Raw genomic sequence first — 17,686 nt, 5'->3', positions numbered from 1 at the left:
AAACAATGAAATTATTAATTATCAAAATTGCAACCAGTCAGGAAGCAGAAGATGCGCTCAGCGTGTACAGCCAGGACGTCCTGCACTGCCGCGGCGTCGAAACCAGAGCGCGCAGCGACTTTGAACAGGCCGGCTGGAAACACGATTCGACCGTTGTCGACCTCGACGAGATTGCGGACCTGCCGGAAGACCTGGAATTTTTGGCATACTTCGATGAAGACGTCGACCGTGAACGGATTATGCACGATTACCGCGGCAAGCTGCAGGAATTGAAAAGTTTGGGCTTGGATATTGGGGCAGCGCGTGTGAGCGCTTCCTACATTGAGGACAAGGACTGGAACACGGTCTGGCAAAAGTTTTACCACGTGGTCAACTCTTCTCGCCACCTCGCGGTTGTACCGCAATGGGAGGATTACCGTCCTGCTTTTCCCGATCAGCAGCTGATTAGACTCGATCCGGGACTTGCGTTTGGCACAGGCAATCACAAAACGACCCAGCTGGCAATGATGGGGCTTGAGCGCGTCTTGATCAAGCCCCAGAGCGTTGTTGACGTGGGCACCGGCTCGGGCATCCTGGCCATCGCCGCCGCACTCCTGGGCGCCCGTTCCGTTATGGCCACCGATATTTCAAGCGAGGCCATCACGGCCGCCCGTGAAAATGCTGCCCTTAATGGGTTGACCAGCATTAAAATTGCAAAAACCAGCCTGTTAAAGGATGTTGCGGTCAAATTCGACGTGATTGTTGCCAACATTTTAGCGGAAATTCTGCTCGACTTGATCCCGCAGCTGGATGAACACCTGAACGAGGGGGGACAGGTAATTTTTTCCGGGATTGACTACCTTCAAGCGGACAAAATCAAGCGTGCCCTGGACCAACATGGCTTTAAGATTGCCCTTGCCATGAGGCAGGAGCGGTGGGTCGGACTAGTAATTGAGCGTCGGCCCCGCTGAGAAGAGTTATAATATAAAACTAAGTAAGGAATTAACAAATTGATTGATAAACTTAAACAAATACCATTCATTCGAAAGCTGAATCGCTACCGGCCGATGCCCGTAATCTGGTGGAGCATCCTGGTTGTTGTTTTGCCGTTAATCTTTAGTTTGCTGCAGGTGCTGACCATCTGGCGGGTGGGGCTCTTATTTGTCATATTTAATAGTGCGGTAAGCTACCACGTGGGTAATTTGATTAAGTCAATCAACCTGAAGCGCCCCTGGCTGTTTTTTTTGCCGGCAAGTTTTTGTCTGCTGGTTTTGCTTAAATACGCTGACTACAACCTGCTTTTTGGGTTAATTTACCTTATTTTTGAAATTTTTGGCTTGATGGACAAGCAGATATACAACTAGAAGGGTCGGTTTAGATGTCGAAGTACAAAGAAATGACGTATGAGCAGGTGATTGCAGCCTGCAGGAAGTACATGAATGATGACCAGATTGCGTTTGTCGAAAAAGCGTACACGTTTGCCCAAAAGGCACACGAAGGCCAGCAGCGCGCCTCAGGCCAACCCTACATCGTCCACCCCACCCAGGTTGCGGGCACGCTGGCCAGCCTGCACCTAGACCCTGACACAATCGCCGCCGGCTTTTTGCATGATACGGTCGAGGATACGCCCGTAACCAACGAGGACATTAAGGAAAAATTCGGCAAGGACGTTGCCTTTATCGTTGACGGCGTCACCAAGTTGAACAAGTACGAATATAAGTCCCACCAGGAATTTTTGGCGGAAAATCACCGCAAAATGCTGATTGCAATGGCCAAAGACATCCGGGTGATCATGGTCAAATTGGCCGACCGCCTGCACAACATGCACACGCTGGAGCACCTGCGTCCAGACAAGCAGCGGCGGATTGCATCGGAAACGATGGACATCTATGCACCGCTGGCCGACCGGCTCGGTATCGGGACAATCAAGTGGGAACTGGAGGACATGAGCTTTCACTACCTGAACCCCAAGTCCTACTACCGCATCGTCAACCTGATGAGCGTTAAACGCAGCGAGCGCGAGCAGTTCATCCAGGATGCGATTAAGACGTTAAAGGCCAGTCTGGACAGCTTGAGTATCAAGTATGAGATATACGGGCGGCCCAAGCACATCTACTCCATTTACAAGAAAATGGTCAACAAGCATAAAGACTTCAACGAGATCTACGACCTGCTGGCCGTGCGGGTGATTGTTAAGACCGTCAAGGACTGCTATGCGGTGTTGGGCGCCGTCCACACTAAGTGGAAGCCGATGCCTGGCCGCTTCAAGGACTACATTGCTGTCCCGAAGGTCAACGGCTACCAGTCGCTGCACACAACAATTATCGGTCCCGGCGGGCGGCCCCTTGAGATTCAGATCAGGACCGAAGAGATGCACGAGGTTGCCGAATACGGTGTTGCGGCCCACTGGGCCTACAAGCAAGGCAATTTTTCCGGGGTAGCACCGTCCAGTGCGAATGAAAAACTCGACATGGTGCGCGAAATCCTTGAATTAAAGGATGAGACCCAAGATGCCGGCGAGTTCATGAAAAACGTTAAGAGCGAGATCTTTTCCGACCGCGTCTACGTCTTCACGCCCAAGGGTGAAGTGTACGAATTGCCCAAGGGCTCGGTCACACTTGACTTTGCCTACGAGATTCACACGCAGGTCGGCAGCCACGCGGTGGGGGCCAAGGTCAACGGCAAGCTGGTCCCGCTCGATTATAAATTGAAAAACGGCGACGTGATCGACATCATGACCCAGTCGAATGCGAGCCCCTCGCGCGACTGGGTCGACATGGTCAAGACCTCGCGTGCGCGCAACAAGATTCGGCGCTACTTCAGGGGACTGGACCGCAGCCGCAGCATTGAGCAGGGCGAACAGATGGTTGCCGACAAGCTGCGCGATCAGGACCTGTTGCCCAAGGAGTTTATGGATAAGGACCACGTCGAAAAGGTCCTGGACCAGTTAAACTACCACACGGCGGATGAGATGTATGCTGCTGTGGGCTTTGGCGACCTGTCTGCCACCAGCATCGTGAACAGGCTGACGAGTGACCTGCGGCGTGCGGACGAAAAGAAAAAACAGCAGCAGCTTGAAGAAGAAATCCTCAATTCGGGCCAAAAGGCCGCCTCTGCCGCCCCAGACCATAAAAGCACGACGTCAGCCATGAAGATTAAGCACAAAAATGGCGTAATGATTCAGGGCATCAGTGATTTGATGCTTCACCTGGCCAAGTGCTGCAACCCGGTCCCGGGCGATGACATTGTCGGCTACGTGACCAAGGGCCGCGGCGTCACGATCCACCGGGCGGACTGCCGCAATATTACTGGCAGCGACGCCAGCCAGGGACGCCTGATTGAGGTGGAATGGGAGAACGTCGGTGAAAGCAGCGGCCAGACCTTTAACGCCAACATTGAGGTCTTCGGCTACAACCGCAGCCGCCTCTTGAGCGACGTCTTGACCAAGCTGAATTCGCTCACGCCCAACATTAACAACCTTTCCGGCAAGGTCAACGAGGAGAACATCGCCCACATCTACGCAACGGTTGCGGTCAACAATTCGGCCCAGCTTGACAGCATTCTGTCTAAATTGCGGGACATTCCCGATGTTTATGAAACACGGAGGGCAGACAACTGATGCGCGTAGTAATTCAACGGGTCAACCGGGCCCGGGTAACAATTGCCGGTGAAACAGTCGGCCAGATTGACAGGGGCCTCCTTCTTTTGGTCGGTCTAAAAGAGGGCGATGATCTCGACCAGGTCAAGAAGGCGGCGTCCAAAATTGCCAAGATGCGTATTTTTGAAGATGAAGACGGCAAAACCAACCTGGCAATCAGGGATGTCGGCGGTCAGATTCTGAGCGTCAGCCAGTTTACCCTGCTGGCCGAAACCAAAAAGGGCAACCGGCCCAGCTTCACCAGGGCGATGCGTCCGCCTGAGTCAGAAGAGCTCTGGCTGACCTTTAACCATGAGCTGCGACAGACCGGTCTCACGGTTGAAACCGGCAGGTTTGGCGCCGACATGCAGGTCAGTTTAGAAAACGACGGGCCGTTCACCATCGTGCTCGACCAATAATTTTGGCTTGTAAAGGCCTTCACCGGTTGACTTTTGGTCCCTAAAAATATAAGCTAAAAAAGAATTATCAATGACAAAGACTGAAGATGGGCATTTTGTTTCAGAGACCGTTCGTTTTGCTGCAAGAACGGATAAAAGGCTGTCTGTGACCCTTTAACAGGTAATAATCGTTTCGCAAGCGTTACTTGCAGCAGGCAAAAGGTGGTACCGTGCTAATTCAGAGCGCCCTTGATTTTTTCAAGGGTGCTTTTTAAGTGTAGAAGGATGAAAAAATGAGAGTGCAAAAACTAAAAGGAACAGTTGATATCCTACCGGAACAATCAAGCGCGTGGGAAAACGTTGAGCAGGTGGTGCGCAGCTTTTTGCAGCGGGCCAACTACCGGGAAATGCGGACGCCGACGTTTGAGCGTTACGAGGTCTTTTCCCGCTCCAGCGGTGAGACCTCGGACGTGGTTGAAAAGGAGATGTACGACTTTAAGGACAAGGGCGGCCGCCACATTGCCCTGCGGCCCGAAGGAACCGCGGGCGTCGTGCGGGCCTATGTGGAAGACAAGCTGTATGCTCCAGAAAGGGTGAAGCCCCTCAACGTATACTACATCCAGTCCACGTTCCGCTACGAGCGGCCCCAGGCCGGCCGGCAGCGTGAGTTTCACCAGATTGGGATAGAGAGCTTCGGTGCCAGCAACCCGCTGTCTGATGTTGAAACCATCATGTTGGGCCATGATCTGCTAGCAGAGCTGGGCGTCCAAAATTACGAGCTCCACATCAATACGTTGGGCAGCGCCCAGGTACGCCAAGACTACCACGATGCGCTGGTCAATTACTTCACGCCGCTCAAGGACCAGTTATCGGAAGACTCCAAGCGGCGCCTGGAAAAGAACCCGCTGCGGATTTTGGATTCCAAGGACGAGCGCGACAAGCAGTTCCTGCCGGGTGCGCCTAAGATTATTGACTACCTGGACGAGGAGTCCCGAACCAACTTTGAGCAAATTACGGGGATGCTTGACCGCCTTCAGATTGACTATGTCGTTGACGATGACCTGGTGCGCGGTCTGGACTACTACTCGGGCATCATCTTCGAATTCATGGTTGAGGACAAGAACCTGTGGGAGTCAGCCACGACTATCCTGGGCGGCGGCCGTTATGATAACCTGGTTGAGGAATTTGACGGGCCGCACACCCCAGCCGTGGGCTTTGGCATCGGTGAGGAGCGGCTCATGCTAGTTTTGCAGCAGCAGAACCCGCAGCTGTTTACTGACCAGGGCATCGACTTCTTCATCACCAATATTGGCGAGGGGACGGCTGAAAGGGCGGTTGAAATTGCGCGCAGCCTGCGCCAGCAAGGCTATAGCGCCCAGTATGACGTCGAGCAGAAGAAGCTCAAGGCCCAGTTTAAAAAGGCCGATCGTGCGCACGCCAAGTACGTGATTACCTTGGGGTCCAAGGAGTTGGCAAACGGCACCTTAAACGTCAAGCGTCTGCTAGACGGCAAGACCATTGACCTTAATTTGGCCGATATTGATAAAATGGCAAAAGTGATGGAACAATTGAAGGATTAAAAATGGAACAAATGGAAAAAAGAACTGACTATTGCGGCAACATAACCGCCGACTACATTGACCAAGAAGTGAACCTGTACGGTTGGGTTCAACGCATTCGCAACCTAGGGAATTTGTTGTTTATCGACTTGCGTGACCGCGAAGGCATCGTGCAAGTTGTGGTCAACCACGATTCGGGCGCGGAACTGATGGCTGCGGCTGAAGCGCTCGGCAGTGAATACGTCATCCAGGTCAAGGGCAAGGTGGTCAAGCGGTCCAGCGTTAACCCGGAAATGAAGACCGGGGAGGTTGAGGTGGACGCCAGTGCCATCATCGTTCTCAACGAGGCGCAGAACCCACCGTTTGAAGTCAAGGATGATGCGGAAGTGGGCGAGCAGCTGCGGCTGAAGTACCGCTACCTGGACCTGCGCCGCCCTGGCCTGCAGCAGGCAATTATTCTGCGGTCTAAGATTTTGCGTGCAACCCACGAATTTTTTGATGAAAATGGTTTTGTGGACATTGAGACGCCTATTTTGGGCAAATCTTCGCCCGAAGGCGCGCGGGACTACCTGGTACCGTCAAGGATCTATCCGGGCAGCTTTTACGCCCTCCCGCAATCGCCCCAACTCTTCAAGCAGTTGCTCATGGGGGCAGGCTTTGACAAGTACTACCAGCTGGCCAGGTGTTTCCGCGACGAAGATCTGCGCGGCGACCGGCAGCCGGAGTTTACCCAGATCGACATGGAGACGTCCTTCACGGATGAACAGCAGGTGCAGGATTACACCGAAGGCCTCTTGAAGAAAATCATGAAGGACGTCATGGGCATTGACCTGAAGACTCCGATTGACCGTATTTCGTGGACCGATGCGATGAACCGCTACGGAACGGACAAGCCCGACACCCGCTTTGGCATGCTGATCCACGACCTGAGCCCAATTTTTAAGGACAGTGACTTCAAGGTCTTTAGCGGGGCAATCAGCGACGGTGGTTTTGTCAAGGGCCTGGCCGTCAAGAATGGTGCCAAGGCATACTCGCGCAAGCAAATTGAGAAGAAGCAAGACTACATCAAGCGCTACCACGCCAAGGGCCTGGCCTGGGCCAAATACGAGGACGGGGAATTTTCTGGTCCGGTTGCACGCTTTTTGACAGACGAGAATAAATCAGCGTTAATAAAGGAATTCGCCCTTGCTGGCGGCGAGCTGCTTGTATTTGTGGCCGACAAGTGGAAAGTTTGCTGCGATTCGCTTGATCACCTGCGCCGCGAGTTTGCCAAGGAGACCGGTATCATTCCTAAGCACGTCTTCGACTTTGTCTGGGTGGTGGACTGGCCGCTGTTTGAATATGATGAGGGTTTCGGCCGCTGGATTGCCGCACACCACCCGTTCACGATGCCGGATGACGAGGGCATTGAGCTGCTTGAAACCGACCCCCACAAGGCACATGCACGCAGCTACGACATCGTCATGAACGGCGATGAGCTCGGGGGCGGCTCCATCCGTATCCACAAGCGGTCAATTCAGGAAAAAATGCTCAAAGCCCTCGGCTTTTCTAAAAAGCGGGCTTACGAGCAGTTCGGCTACCTGCTTGAGGCCCTGGACATGGGCTTTCCGCCGCACGCGGGCCTGGCCATCGGGCTGGACCGCTTTGCGATGCTGCTGGCAGAAAAGGACAACATCCGGGACGTTCTGGCCTTCCCGAAGAACGCCAATGCGTCTGAACCAATGATGCACGCGCCGGCCCCGGTCGCAAAGCAGCAGCTGGATGACCTGGGCATTGCGGTTGAAGACAAGTACCAGGAAAGCGTCGCCAAGACGGAAAAGACGCTTGAGCAGCAGGCGGGCGAAAACTATCCGGCCAAGACGGCGTGGGATGAAGACTAAGTAATTAAATAATTGGTTAATATAAGAAACGTGGAGTTTGCACTTCACGTTTCTTATTTGTCTCTTTTGCAAATCCCGGTGCAAGAGTTTGATAGAATTTTTGATTAAGCACCAGACTGATGCTCTTTTTTAAGTACAGCTTTTGGTTCTTCTAGTTTGACGCAGGCTAAGATTTTACGGGACAAGACATATCATAATTACGAAATATACCGTAAACTTTATCCTGCAACGGCAACAATCACTAAATTGTCGCTTAAACAACAAAATTGATTTTTTTGGTCTGAAGTATATGCTATAAGCATAATTATTTCAAAATTACACTAAGGAGTTCAATCATGAAGCAAAAATACCACCGAGCCTTCGGCTGTTACGGCATAATCGGCACGCAAAACGACCTGGTCGTCATTAAAAAACTGGGTGGGCCCTACGTTAATCGCTTTGACCTGCCTGGCGGCAGTCTGGAAGACGGAGAGGGGCTGGAACATTGCGCTATGCGCGAGGTTAACGAGGAAACGGGCCTGAAGGTTTTCGCGATGCAGCAGATCGGCGTCATGTCGTTTCGCTATCCCTGGGACTACGAGGATTGGCACTACAACCAGCACATCTGCGTTTTCTACAGGATTGAAAAGGCAAGCGGCCACCTGCAGTCCAGCGTGGCCCAGTTCGATGGCCAGGACGCGCTCGGTGCCGTCAAGGTGCCTCTTGGCGAACTGAGCATTGCAAACTCCTCGCCCCTGGTTCTAAAGGCCAAGGAGTACCTGAATGATCCAGACCACTTCACGCTCAGCGACCAGATCTTTGCCCAGTGGCAAGTATTGGACAAGCCTGTTTTTTAGGCAACATAAAAAGCGGTTAGGGCATTTGCCCTAGCCGCTTTTGTGTTAGCAAAAAAGGTTACTTTAAGCCGTCTAAAAACGCAAGTGCTGCATCATAGTTGGGCTCGTTGGTCATTTCTTGGATCAGTTCCTGGTACAAGATTTTCCCGGCGGCATCAACAATCCAGATGCTCCGTGAATCAATGCCGGCGTCTTCCACGTACAACCCCAATTTTTTGCCAAAATCAAGCTGCTCGTCCGACAAAAGCTCCATCTTGGCAACGCCTTCCGCTGCACACCAGTTTTTTTGCTCATCTGGCGTGTTGGTGGAAACGGTGTAGAAGCCAATGCCATCGTACTTGTCAACTTCGCCGTTGAAGCGCTTGGTTGAAATGCTGCAGACGCTGGTGTTGATGTTGGGAACTACGCTGATCAGAGTGGGTCCAGTGATCAGTTCATTCTTGGTAACGGTTGACTTGTCAGCCCGTTCAACTTTAAAGTCAGGCAGCTGTTCCCCAACTATTGGCGGTTGTCCGTTAGTGGTCAACGGTTCGTTCTTCATTGTAATATGCATTTTTTGACCTTTCTGTTTAATAGCAAATTTTTTATCCTTATTCAGTTTAAACTAATCGGAGGCGTAATCCCAACTAATAAGCATTGGGCTAACGCAAAGTTTTGTCAACGTAGGCTGTGATTCGGGCAATTGCCGTCCTTAGGCTTTCTTCTGATGAGGCGTAGGACAGCCGCACAAAGCCTTCGCCGCCCTTGCCGAAGTAGCTGCCCGGGACAACGCCCACCTTGGCTTCACGCGCCAAGTCGCTTGCAAACGCAACGTCGTCTTCGCCAAAGCTGCTCGGAATTTTGGCAAAGACGTAGAAAGCACCCTCGGGCGCGGCCATGGTAAAGCCGTTTTGTTCCAGGCCCTCCTGAACGATGTGCATGCGCTTTTCGTAGATTGCGCGCACCTGGACGTAGTCTTCCTGGCCATTCGTTAACGCTTCAGCCGCTGCGGCCTGGACGTTGTTGGTGACGGACGTGATTAAAAAGGAGTTAATCTTAACAATCGTCTTCATAATTTCTTGGGGGCCGGCGATGTAGCCGATGCGCCAGCCGGTCATTGCAAAACTCTTTGAAAGTCCCGACAAAAGGAGCGTGCGCTCCGGAATGATCTGCGTCAATGAACTGTGCGTTTTGCTGCCGTAAATGAGCTCCGCGTATATTTCATCGCTGACCGCGTATAAGTTGTTGTCTGCGATCACGGCTGCCAGGCTCTCCAGTTCCTTTGGTGCGTATACCCGGCCGGTCGGGTTGGACGGGTCAGTCAGAATCACGGCCTTGGCCCCCTTGCCCTCGTTTTTAAGCGCGTTGGTCAGGTTGTTAGCGGTCAGGATGAAGTTGTCCGCGGACGTGTCGACCTGAACGGGCACCCCGCCGGCCATCTCAATGATGCCAAAGTAGACCTCCCAGACGGGGGTCGGAACGATAATCTTGTCACCCGGGTTGATGAGTGCCATGCAGGCAACGTTCAGTGCCTGGGTCACCCCGACGGTGGTGCAGAGCTCGCTCTTCGGATCATAATAGACGCCGAGGCTTTTGCTCAAGTAGCTGCTAATGGAATTCAGGCACGCCCGTGTTCCGGAATCGGGTGCGTAATGCGAATCGTCCGCTTCAATGTCTCTAATCGCCGCCTGCTTGATGTGCACAGGCGTATTCAGATCGGGTTCGCCAACGGTCAGAGGGATCATCCCGGGAATCTGAGCGATTTTTTTAGTAAACGAGCGGATTTGAGAAGAGGGCAAACGCTTGATCCTCGTGTTGACGGTTGCGGATAAATTTTCAGCTAAATGTGGCATAGATAAGTTACCTTTCTAAAATTAATCTAAAAAATAATTATAACGCAGTTGCGGCGGCGCTTGTTTTAAGATAATGTAAATTCGTCAAGCTTATGCGCGCAGCTAGCGGGCAAAGTTTGCTATAGTTAGGTCGGGATGGTGAAAAATTATGGAACAAACACAGAAAAACGAACGATTGAAGAATTTATCTAAGGAGCAGTTTGAAGTCACCCAGCACGCCGCAACCGATATGCCGTTTGCGGGCAAGTACGATAACTTTGACAAAAAGGGGATTTACGTCGACGTCGTATCGGGCGCGCCGCTCTTCTCGAGCACGGACAAGTATGATGCGGGGTGCGGCTGGCCCAGCTTCACCAAGCCGATTAAGAAGTTGACCTACCACCGCGACCAGTCCCACAACATGGAACGCACGGAGGTAAAGAGCCCGGAAGCGGACTCGCACTTGGGGCACGTCTTTAACGACGGACCGGTTGAGAAGGGTGGACTGCGGTACTGCATCAATTCCTCCTCTTTGGAATTTATTCCGTATGATCATCTGGAAGAAGAGGGCTACGGCGACTACAGGCAACTGTTTGAATAGCGTTACTGAATTGGTCAAATCTTAGAGCAGGCAGACAAGCCTGCTTTTTGTTTTGGGCACGCGTTAGTTTGCTGGAGGTTCAAAGGGACGCGCATGCCGGTGCATTGCGTTGCGGTTTCCCACTAGGGGGACAATCTGGCAACGCGACTATCTTTGCCAAGACCAAGCAGCTAGCTGTTAAGGATTGAGACCAAGTTAAGAGGGCGGACCCTGCTTTTGATGCCGTGGGCCCGTCCTCTGGTTAAAGGCAATAAATTAGCGCGGCTGCACTTTTTCTGCGTAGTACAGCCCTTTTGGGTTAGACGATTTTCTGTTCCTTGAAACTGCCGTATACCCGTTCGACCTCGGTAACGCTCATGAAGGCGTAGGGGTCGCTTTTTTTGACAATCTGCAGGATGTCGTACATGTCGTAGCGGTCAATGACGGTAATTAGGACCTTTTTCTCAATGTGGCTGTAGGCCCCCTCGACATCGTGGAAGATCGTGATGCCGCGGTGCATTTTTTCCTGGATGCCATCGATGATGGCCTGCGGCTGCTCCGTAATAATCGTCACCTGCAGCTTTTGGTGCTGGGTGTAGGTTGCGTCAATCACCCGGCCGTTGATGAAGATGGTTAAGGCGGAATACAGCGCCGGCTTCCAGCCGAAGGTGAAGCCGGCCGCAGCGATAATCACTATGTTAATTAGTATGCTGATTTTGCCGTAGCTCGTTCCCGTCTTCTTCTGAATGACGATTCCGATGATGTCGAGCCCACCGGTGGAAATACCGTTTTTGAGTGCAAAGCCGGTACCGAGGCCGTTGATCATCCCCCCGAAGATGGCACAGACGAGGGGATCTACGTGCATGTTGATGGGTTGAATCGCCCGCATCATGAAGGAGCCTAAGATGACGGTGATGATGGTAAAAAAGGTAAACTTGTGCCCAATCTTGAACCACGCCAGCAGCAGCAGGGGCAGGTTGAGGGCAAAGTACATTACCGAGGTGCTCAGGGTAAAGGGCAAAAAGCGCCGGCTCAGGGTGCTAATCAACTGCGCAAAGCCCGTAACGCCGGATGAATACATGTGGCCGGGTTCCCAGAAAAAGTTGAGCGCAACGGCGACCGCAAGCGAGTAGAAAAACGACGCAGAAATTTTAGAAAGCAGGCTGTAGCGCCGGTTAAATTTATCAAGTTGATCCATTTATTTTTAGTCCTTTGTGAAGTTCTAACCACTAAACCCAGTTAGTTTACCAAACAATGGGGACAGAACCAACATTAAATTGCTTTTTTAACGCGAGTGTAAAAAACAACCGTGCTTTATGCGGTTGCCTAATGTTTTTGATCTTCAATTTGCTACTTATGCCAGTTCCGCTTGATAAACGCCGCCCGTCCACCGGATTCTTCCAACTCGTAGCGGCCGGGGTTCTTCTTGTAGAAGTCCTGGTGATAGTCTTCGGCCGGGTAAAAGGGCTGGGCCGGCTCAATTGCCGTCACAAGCGGTTGGTCGAACTTGCCGCTTGTGGCCAGGTCCTGTTTCGACTTTTCGGCTGCAGCCTTCTGTGCGGGCGAGTTATAAAAAATCACGGGCCGGTAGCTATCGCCGCGGTCCTGGAACTGCCCGCCGGCATCGGTGGGATCAGTTACCTGCCAGTAGTAGTCTAAAAGCTTGGAATAGGGCATGACCTGGGGATCGTAGGTGATTTCAACGGCTTCGGCGTGACCCGTTACACCGCTTGCGACCTGTTCATAGGTGGGGTTGGGGACGTGGCCGCCGGTATAGCCGGATACGACTGCCTCAATGCCAGGCAGCGTGTCGAAGGGCTGGACCATGCACCAGAAGCAGCCACCGGCAAAGATGGCCGTGTCTAAATTAGTATTTGTTTGTTTATCCGTCATTTCATTACCTCCTGGGCAATAGCGATATAAGTTTAAGTAAGTGTTCTACTGGTCCTCGATGCCGAGGTGGTCCATGATCAGGGCAGCCGTTTCCTCGATTGAGCGGTGGGCCACGTTGACCACGAAGCAGCCCAACTGGTCATATAATTTTTGGGCAGAATCAAGTTCCTTCTTGATTGCATCGGTATTGGAATACGTGGTATCCGGGTTCAGGCCGTAGGAGATCATCCGCTCCCGCCTGAACTCATTAAGAACGGACAGGTCATTGGTCAGGCCGATGATTTTTTGGGGGTCAATCTTGTAGATTTCCTTGGGGATGTGGGTGTCCGGGACCAGCGGCAGGTTTGCAACCTTGATGTTTTTGTTGGCCAAAAAAAGCGACAACGGGGTCTTGGACGTCCGCGAAACCCCGAGCAGGACAACGTCGGCTTCTAAAAAGCCCTTGGGGTCCTTGCCGTCGTCGTACATCACGGCAAATTCCAGGGCCGAGATGCGGTCGAAGTATTGCTGGTTCATCCTGTGCTGGGCGCCAACCTTTTGCAGCGGCTTCATGCCGGTCGTGTTCTGAATTGCTTCCGTAACGGGGGAAAGGATGTCGACGCTCTGAACGTGGTGCTCACGGGCAAAGCGGATGACGGGAATCTGCATCCTGTCCTTCGCCAGGCTGTAGATAATGACGAGGTTGGGGTAATTGCTAATTTCCGCGAGCGTTTCGTCTAGCTTTTCCAGGTTAAAGATGAAGGGGTAGCGCCTGTAGTTGATCTGTGCGTCCGGAAACTGGGCGGCGCCTGCAACCGCGTTATTGAAGGCGGTGTCGCCCGCAGAATCGGAAATAATTATTATGTTTACTTCTACTTTGGGTGTTTCTTCTACCATTTTAAGCTCCTTTTTTATTTAATTATACAATTTAGTAGGGGCTATTAACAGGTTAACCGCAACTATACTAAAAATATTTTGAAAAAACTTTGTAGTTTTTATTGACCGCTCAATATGGTTTGGTATAATTAAGTAAATCCATGGCGGCAACGTCAAGAAATGGAAGGAGGGATCACATATGGCCAAGACAGTCGTTCACGAAAACGAGTCTATTGATGATGCTCTTCGTCGTTTTAAACGTTCCGTTTCCAGAAGTGGTACTTTGCAAGAATACCGTAAGCGCGAATTCTACGAAAAACCAAGTGTTCGTAGAAAGCTTAAATCTGAAGCAGCTCGCAAACGCAAACATTATTAGTTTTTAGAAAAGCGGCTCTTATCTGAAGATAGGGGTCGCTTTTTTAATGTAAACAGGTTTTTAAAGTGGTTATTTAGTTTATACTGGCAGCTAGATTTGGTATAATTTACCTAGCTTTATTTTAGAAAGAAGGAGTTATTTTGAGTTTAGCAGAACAGATTACGGCGGACATGAAAGACGCCATGAAGGCTCACGACAAGATCCGGCTGAACACGGTGCGGATGATCAAGTCGGCCCTGATGAACGAGAAGATTAAGGTCGGCCACGAATTGACTGCAGACGAAGAACTGACGGTGCTCAACCGGGAAAAGAAGCAGCGTGAGGAATCGCTTGCCGATTTTACCAAGGCCAAGCGCACCGACCTCATTGACGAGACCAGGCAGGAACTAGCGGTTGTTGAAGGCTACATGCCCAAACAGCTGTCTGCGGATGAACTTGATAAGATTGTCGCCGAAACAATCGCCGAAGCTGGGGTAACCAGCAAGTCCGACTTCGGCAAGGTAATGAAGCTGCTGATGCCTAAAATCAAGGGCAGAGCCGATGGCAAGGCTGCTTCGAGCGCGGTGCAGAGCCGGCTTAATTAAGAGAAGAAAAGGAGCATTTACTTGGTCCAAACCCAATTTATTCCTAGGAATCCTGAGAACATCCAAAAATTAGTGGGTGTCAACGACGGCAACCTCAACCTTATTGCCGAAAACTACGACGTCACTGTGACCGATGTCGGCAACGAGATTGTGATTGACGGCAGTGACAGCCTGACAAGCAAGGTGCTAGCGGTATTGCAGGCACTCGACAACGTGGTCAGCGCCAATATTAATATTGGCGCCCCGGACGTAGTCAGTGCGATGAAGATGGCAGACAAGGGCACGACGGAGTACTTTCCTGACCTCTACAAGAAGATTTTAATTCGGGATGCTAAAGGCAAGCCGGTTAGGGTCAAAAATATGGGGCAGAAGAAGTACGTAGAGGCCATTGAGAAAAATGACATCGTCTTTGGAATCGGACCTGCGGGAACCGGTAAGACATTCATTGCCGTGGTCTGTGCCATCGCCGCCTTCAAACGCGGCGAGGTTGCGCGGATCGTGCTCACCCGTCCGGCCGTTGAGGCGGGCGAGTCGCTGGGCTTTTTGCCGGGGGACCTGAAGGAAAAGGTTGACCCGTACCTGCGGCCAATTTATGACTCCCTCAACGCCATTTTGGGCACCAACACGACGGACCACCTGATGGAACGGGGCGTGATCGAGGTTGCCCCGCTTGCTTACATGCGTGGCCGGACGCTTGATGAGGCGTTCGTAATTCTGGATGAGGCCCAGAACACGACGGATGCACAGATGAAGATGTTTTTGACCCGTCTGGGCTTCAATTCAAAAATGATCGTCAACGGCGACATGACTCAGGTGGATCTGCCCGGTCGCCAGCACAGCGGGCTGATTAGCGCACAGCGCATTCTGAGGGATATCGAACAGATTAAGTTTATTCAATTTTCCGCCAATGACGTGGTGCGTCACCCGGTAGTTGCCAAAATCATCACCGCTTATGAAAAGGAAGAAGAACGCAAGTAATGGCCCCGATTGATATCACGTTTAACGATGAAGCTGCTTTCTTGCAGAGCCAAGATTTTGACTGGCAGGACTGGATTACCCGGCTCCTGCTGCTTGCAAAAAAAGAAATCGGCAAAGAAAACAATTTGGAAATGAGCATTAACTTTGTTGATGCTGATGCAAGCCACGCGCTTAACAAAAAATTTCGCGGTCAAGACCACCCGACCGACGTCATTTCATTTGCCATTGAGGACGGCACGGATGGACTTGACTTGGCCGCGTTTACTGGCGATGCCGACTTTCAGGAAGATATCGGGGACCTCTTTTTATGTCCCAGTGTGATTAGGCAGCACAGCGAAGAATACGGCACGGGCTGGAAGCGCGAATTCGGCTACACCCTGGTGCACGGCTTTTTGCACCTCAACGGCTACGACCATATCGAACCGGCCGAGGCGAAGAAAATGTTTGGAATTCAGGGCAAGGTCCTAGAGGACTACGGGTTGCCGCTATACCCCGAACAACTAGATGAAGGCAGAGGTAAATAATGTCTGAAAACACAAAACACAAATCCGGGTTTGTTGCGCTGCTGGGCCGGCCCAACGTGGGCAAGTCCACGCTGATGAACTTTCTCGTTGGTCAAAAGGTGGCCATCACTTCGAATAAACCACAGACAACGCGCAACAAGATTTCTGGCATCTACACGTCAGAAGACATGCAGGTGGTCTTTGTCGACACGCCCGGCATCTTTAAGCCGCACGCCGAGCTCGACAACTACATGGACAAGGCCAGTCTGTCCAGCCTGAACGACGTTGACCTGATTTTGTTTATGGTTGAGCCTGCGGCGCCGGGCAAGGGGGACGAGTACATCGCCGACCTCCTCAGGCAGGTCAAGGTCCCCGTCTACCTCGTGATCAACAAGGTTGACCAGGTGCACCCGAATGAACTGCTGCCGGTAATCGCCGACTACAGAAAAATGGACATCTTTCAGGAATTTTTGCCGATCTCTGCTACCCAGGGCGTTGGCGTCAGTGACCTCATTCAGCTCTTAAACGATGAGCTGCCTGAAGGGCCCGAATTTTACGCGCCCGACCAGATTACCGACCGGCCCGAGTATTTCATGGTTGCGGAGCTTATTCGCGAACAAATTCTCGCACTGACCGCCGAAGAGGTGCCACACGCGGCCGCCGTTTGGGTTGAGCGCATGAACCAGCATGTCAAGGGTAAGCTGCAAGTTGAGGCCACCATTTACGTCGAAAAATCCGGCCAGAAGGGAATTATTATCGGCAAGGGCGCAAAGATGCTGAAGCAGATTGGCATTAATTCGCGCAAGCAGATCGAGGACCTCTTGGGCGAGAAGGTTAACCTCAAGCTTTGGGTCAAAGTCCAGCGCAACTGGCGCGCGGACCCCGTATTTTTGAAGCAGATTGGCTATAATAAGAAGGACCTGTCCTAGAAGTGGCACGTGAACTTAAGGAGGTCCAGGGGCTCGTCTTTAAGCGGCAAAAATACCAGGAGGCCGACTTGCTGGCCAAGCTCTTGACCAAGAATAGCGGCATCATTACGGTGATCGCGCGCGGGGCACTTAAGCCCAAGTCAAAATTGGGCGCGGCCCTGCTTAATTTTTCCTACGGCACCTACGTAATTTACACGAGCGGCCACGGCCTGAGCAACCTGCGGACCTACAAGAACGTTAAGCAGCTGGATGGGGTGTTCACGGACCTGACGAAGAATGCATACGCGTCCTTTGTTTTGGACCTGATTGACCACGCTTTCATTGAATACCAAGATTTGGGCAAGTACGGGGCTTTGGCCCGGTTTGCGCTCCAGAAAATCAACGCCGGGGCAGATCCCGAAATGATCACCCAGATTGTGCAGATGCAGATGCTGGCGGCCTATGGGGTAGAGCCTGAACTGCGTCACTGCCTCGTTTGTGGCCGCGACCGGGGCGACTTTGACTATTCGATTAGGCACGGCGGCGTTTTATGCAGCGACCACTTCTATATTGATCCTGGGCGGCTGCACTTGGAGCCGCGTGCAACCGCGGTGCTGCGGACAATCGGTCTCATTCCGTTTGAGCGCCTCGGTTCAATCGCAATTACGCCGGCAGTTAAGAAGAGTACGCGCAAGGCAATTGACCGCATCTACCAGGAGACGATCGACCTGAACCTCAAGACTAAGAAGTTTTTGGATGAGCTGAATTTATTCGCGTAAAACTTTAGATTGCTGCGTTATTATGGTAAAATATCAGTGTATTTTGGCGAAGATGGGGAATTAAAAAGTACCAGCAAGCGAGTGTCGGATAGTGCGAGGACACCTGGGAAAAGGCACCCCTAGCCAAGCA

General features: G+C 51.9%; 19 protein-coding genes. 14 read left to right on the top strand and 5 right to left on the bottom strand.

Translation table 11 applies throughout. The features are described 5' to 3' along the window. Positions 1-5 precede the first annotated feature (5 nt). The 7 genes from prmA (at position 6) to AC2JF8_RS02340 (ending at position 8,289) form a co-directional block, all read left to right on the top strand. Complete coding sequence (prmA, locus tag AC2JF8_RS02370) at positions 6-950, top strand: 50S ribosomal protein L11 methyltransferase (protein WP_500760738.1); 945 nt, start codon at positions 6-8, stop codon at positions 948-950. Positions 951-980: 30 nt separating this feature from the next. Continuing rightward, on the top strand, positions 981-1,343 hold the full coding sequence (locus tag AC2JF8_RS02365) for a hypothetical protein (RefSeq protein ID WP_500729092.1): 363 nt from the start codon (positions 981-983) through the stop codon (positions 1,341-1,343). Between the two features lie 14 nt (positions 1,344-1,357). Beyond that, a complete protein-coding gene (locus AC2JF8_RS02360) occupies positions 1,358-3,598 on the top strand; it encodes a RelA/SpoT family protein (protein ID WP_500760735.1) in 2,241 nt (746 codons plus the stop codon). Then, complete coding sequence (gene dtd, locus AC2JF8_RS02355) at positions 3,598-4,035, top strand: D-aminoacyl-tRNA deacylase (RefSeq protein WP_500760732.1); 438 nt, start codon at positions 3,598-3,600, stop codon at positions 4,033-4,035. Before AC2JF8_RS02360 ends, dtd begins: the two co-directional genes overlap by 1 nt. A 272-nt stretch (positions 4,036-4,307) precedes the next feature. After that, on the top strand, positions 4,308-5,594 hold the full coding sequence (gene hisS / locus AC2JF8_RS02350) for a histidine--tRNA ligase (protein WP_500760729.1): 1,287 nt from the start codon (positions 4,308-4,310) through the stop codon (positions 5,592-5,594). A gap of 2 nt (positions 5,595-5,596) precedes the next feature. After that, positions 5,597-7,453 (top strand): aspartate--tRNA ligase, encoded by a 1,857-nt coding sequence (gene aspS / locus AC2JF8_RS02345; protein ID WP_500760726.1) that lies wholly within the window; start codon positions 5,597-5,599, stop codon positions 7,451-7,453. Positions 7,454-7,788: 335 nt separating this feature from the next. After that, a complete protein-coding gene (locus tag AC2JF8_RS02340) occupies positions 7,789-8,289 on the top strand; it encodes an NUDIX hydrolase (protein ID WP_500760724.1) in 501 nt (166 codons plus the stop codon). Positions 8,290-8,347: 58 nt separating this feature from the next. On the opposite strand, the gene tpx is transcribed toward AC2JF8_RS02340, so the two are convergent. After that, entirely contained in the window at positions 8,348-8,842 is a 495-nt protein-coding gene (gene tpx / locus AC2JF8_RS02335) for a thiol peroxidase (protein WP_500760721.1), read from the bottom strand. Positions 8,843-8,930: 88 nt separating this feature from the next. Then, positions 8,931-10,121, bottom strand: a complete 1,191-nt coding sequence (locus AC2JF8_RS02330; protein ID WP_500760718.1) for an aminotransferase class I/II-fold pyridoxal phosphate-dependent enzyme — start codon at positions 10,119-10,121, stop codon at positions 8,931-8,933. Between the two features lie 148 nt (positions 10,122-10,269). Here AC2JF8_RS02330 and msrB point away from each other — a divergent pair, with 148 nt between their 5' ends. After that, a complete protein-coding gene (gene msrB, locus AC2JF8_RS02325; RefSeq protein ID WP_500760716.1) occupies positions 10,270-10,701 on the top strand; it encodes a peptide-methionine (R)-S-oxide reductase MsrB in 432 nt (143 codons plus the stop codon). A 298-nt stretch (positions 10,702-10,999) separates the two neighbouring features. Here the strand turns inward: msrB and AC2JF8_RS02320 are convergent, their stop codons facing one another. The 3 genes from AC2JF8_RS02320 to AC2JF8_RS02310 form a co-directional block, all read right to left on the bottom strand. Next, a complete protein-coding gene (locus AC2JF8_RS02320; protein ID WP_500728848.1) occupies positions 11,000-11,878 on the bottom strand; it encodes a YitT family protein in 879 nt (292 codons plus the stop codon). 152 nt (positions 11,879-12,030) lie between these two features. After that, entirely contained in the window at positions 12,031-12,573 is a 543-nt protein-coding gene (gene msrA, locus AC2JF8_RS02315; protein WP_500728847.1) for a peptide-methionine (S)-S-oxide reductase MsrA, read from the bottom strand. Between the two features lie 45 nt (positions 12,574-12,618). Next, positions 12,619-13,449, bottom strand: coding sequence for a pyruvate, water dikinase regulatory protein (locus tag AC2JF8_RS02310; RefSeq protein WP_500760714.1), 831 nt, complete (start codon positions 13,447-13,449; stop codon positions 12,619-12,621). A gap of 178 nt (positions 13,450-13,627) precedes the next feature. Here AC2JF8_RS02310 and rpsU point away from each other — a divergent pair, with 178 nt between their 5' ends. The 6 genes from rpsU (at position 13,628) to recO (ending at position 17,556) form a co-directional block, all read left to right on the top strand. After that, a complete protein-coding gene (rpsU, locus tag AC2JF8_RS02305) occupies positions 13,628-13,804 on the top strand; it encodes a 30S ribosomal protein S21 (RefSeq protein ID WP_046306945.1) in 177 nt (58 codons plus the stop codon). Between the two features lie 140 nt (positions 13,805-13,944). Beyond that, a complete protein-coding gene (locus AC2JF8_RS02300) occupies positions 13,945-14,388 on the top strand; it encodes a GatB/YqeY domain-containing protein (RefSeq protein ID WP_500728845.1) in 444 nt (147 codons plus the stop codon). A 21-nt stretch (positions 14,389-14,409) separates the two neighbouring features. Then, positions 14,410-15,366, top strand: a complete 957-nt coding sequence (locus AC2JF8_RS02295; protein WP_500728844.1) for a PhoH family protein — start codon at positions 14,410-14,412, stop codon at positions 15,364-15,366. After that, entirely contained in the window at positions 15,366-15,890 is a 525-nt protein-coding gene (gene ybeY, locus AC2JF8_RS02290) for an rRNA maturation RNase YbeY (RefSeq protein WP_500760711.1), read from the top strand. The genes AC2JF8_RS02295 and ybeY overlap by 1 nt, the downstream gene beginning before the upstream one ends. Beyond that, entirely contained in the window at positions 15,890-16,798 is a 909-nt protein-coding gene (gene era, locus AC2JF8_RS02285) for a GTPase Era (protein ID WP_500760708.1), read from the top strand. The genes ybeY and era overlap by 1 nt, the downstream gene beginning before the upstream one ends. Positions 16,799-16,800: 2 nt before the next feature. Further along, the gene (gene recO, locus AC2JF8_RS02280) at positions 16,801-17,556 is read left to right on the top strand and encodes a DNA repair protein RecO (RefSeq protein ID WP_500760706.1); all 756 of its coding nucleotides are present in this window, start codon (positions 16,801-16,803) and stop codon (positions 17,554-17,556) included. The last annotated feature ends 130 nt before the right edge of the window (positions 17,557-17,686 follow it).

The sequence above is a fragment of the Lactobacillus sp. CA30L genome (assembly GCF_059900845.1).
The sequence above is the reverse complement of the archived record's forward strand: the minus strand, read 5'-3'. Positions and strand labels throughout refer to the sequence as shown.

What these genes read in the sequence shown, in the direction of transcription:
- prmA (WP_500760738.1), top strand. Translation starts at nt 6, where the DNA reads ATGAAATTATTAATTATCAAAATTGCAACCAGTCAGGAAGCAGAAGAT.
- AC2JF8_RS02360 (WP_500760735.1), top strand. Translation starts at nt 1,358, where the DNA reads ATGTCGAAGTACAAAGAAATGACGTATGAGCAGGTGATTGCAGCCTGC.
- dtd (WP_500760732.1), top strand. Translation starts at nt 3,598, where the DNA reads ATGCGCGTAGTAATTCAACGGGTCAACCGGGCCCGGGTAACAATTGCC.
- hisS (WP_500760729.1), top strand. Translation starts at nt 4,308, where the DNA reads ATGAGAGTGCAAAAACTAAAAGGAACAGTTGATATCCTACCGGAACAA.
- aspS (WP_500760726.1), top strand. Translation starts at nt 5,597, where the DNA reads ATGGAACAAATGGAAAAAAGAACTGACTATTGCGGCAACATAACCGCC.
- AC2JF8_RS02340 (WP_500760724.1), top strand. Translation starts at nt 7,789, where the DNA reads ATGAAGCAAAAATACCACCGAGCCTTCGGCTGTTACGGCATAATCGGC.
- tpx (WP_500760721.1), bottom strand. Translation starts at nt 8,842, where the DNA reads ATGCATATTACAATGAAGAACGAACCGTTGACCACTAACGGACAACCG.
- AC2JF8_RS02330 (WP_500760718.1), bottom strand. Translation starts at nt 10,121, where the DNA reads ATGCCACATTTAGCTGAAAATTTATCCGCAACCGTCAACACGAGGATC.
- msrB (WP_500760716.1), top strand. Translation starts at nt 10,270, where the DNA reads ATGGAACAAACACAGAAAAACGAACGATTGAAGAATTTATCTAAGGAG.
- AC2JF8_RS02320 (WP_500728848.1), bottom strand. Translation starts at nt 11,878, where the DNA reads ATGGATCAACTTGATAAATTTAACCGGCGCTACAGCCTGCTTTCTAAA.
- msrA (WP_500728847.1), bottom strand. Translation starts at nt 12,573, where the DNA reads ATGACGGATAAACAAACAAATACTAATTTAGACACGGCCATCTTTGCC.
- AC2JF8_RS02310 (WP_500760714.1), bottom strand. Translation starts at nt 13,449, where the DNA reads ATGGTAGAAGAAACACCCAAAGTAGAAGTAAACATAATAATTATTTCC.
- rpsU (WP_046306945.1), top strand. Translation starts at nt 13,628, where the DNA reads ATGGCCAAGACAGTCGTTCACGAAAACGAGTCTATTGATGATGCTCTT.
- ybeY (WP_500760711.1), top strand. Translation starts at nt 15,366, where the DNA reads ATGGCCCCGATTGATATCACGTTTAACGATGAAGCTGCTTTCTTGCAG.
- era (WP_500760708.1), top strand. Translation starts at nt 15,890, where the DNA reads ATGTCTGAAAACACAAAACACAAATCCGGGTTTGTTGCGCTGCTGGGC.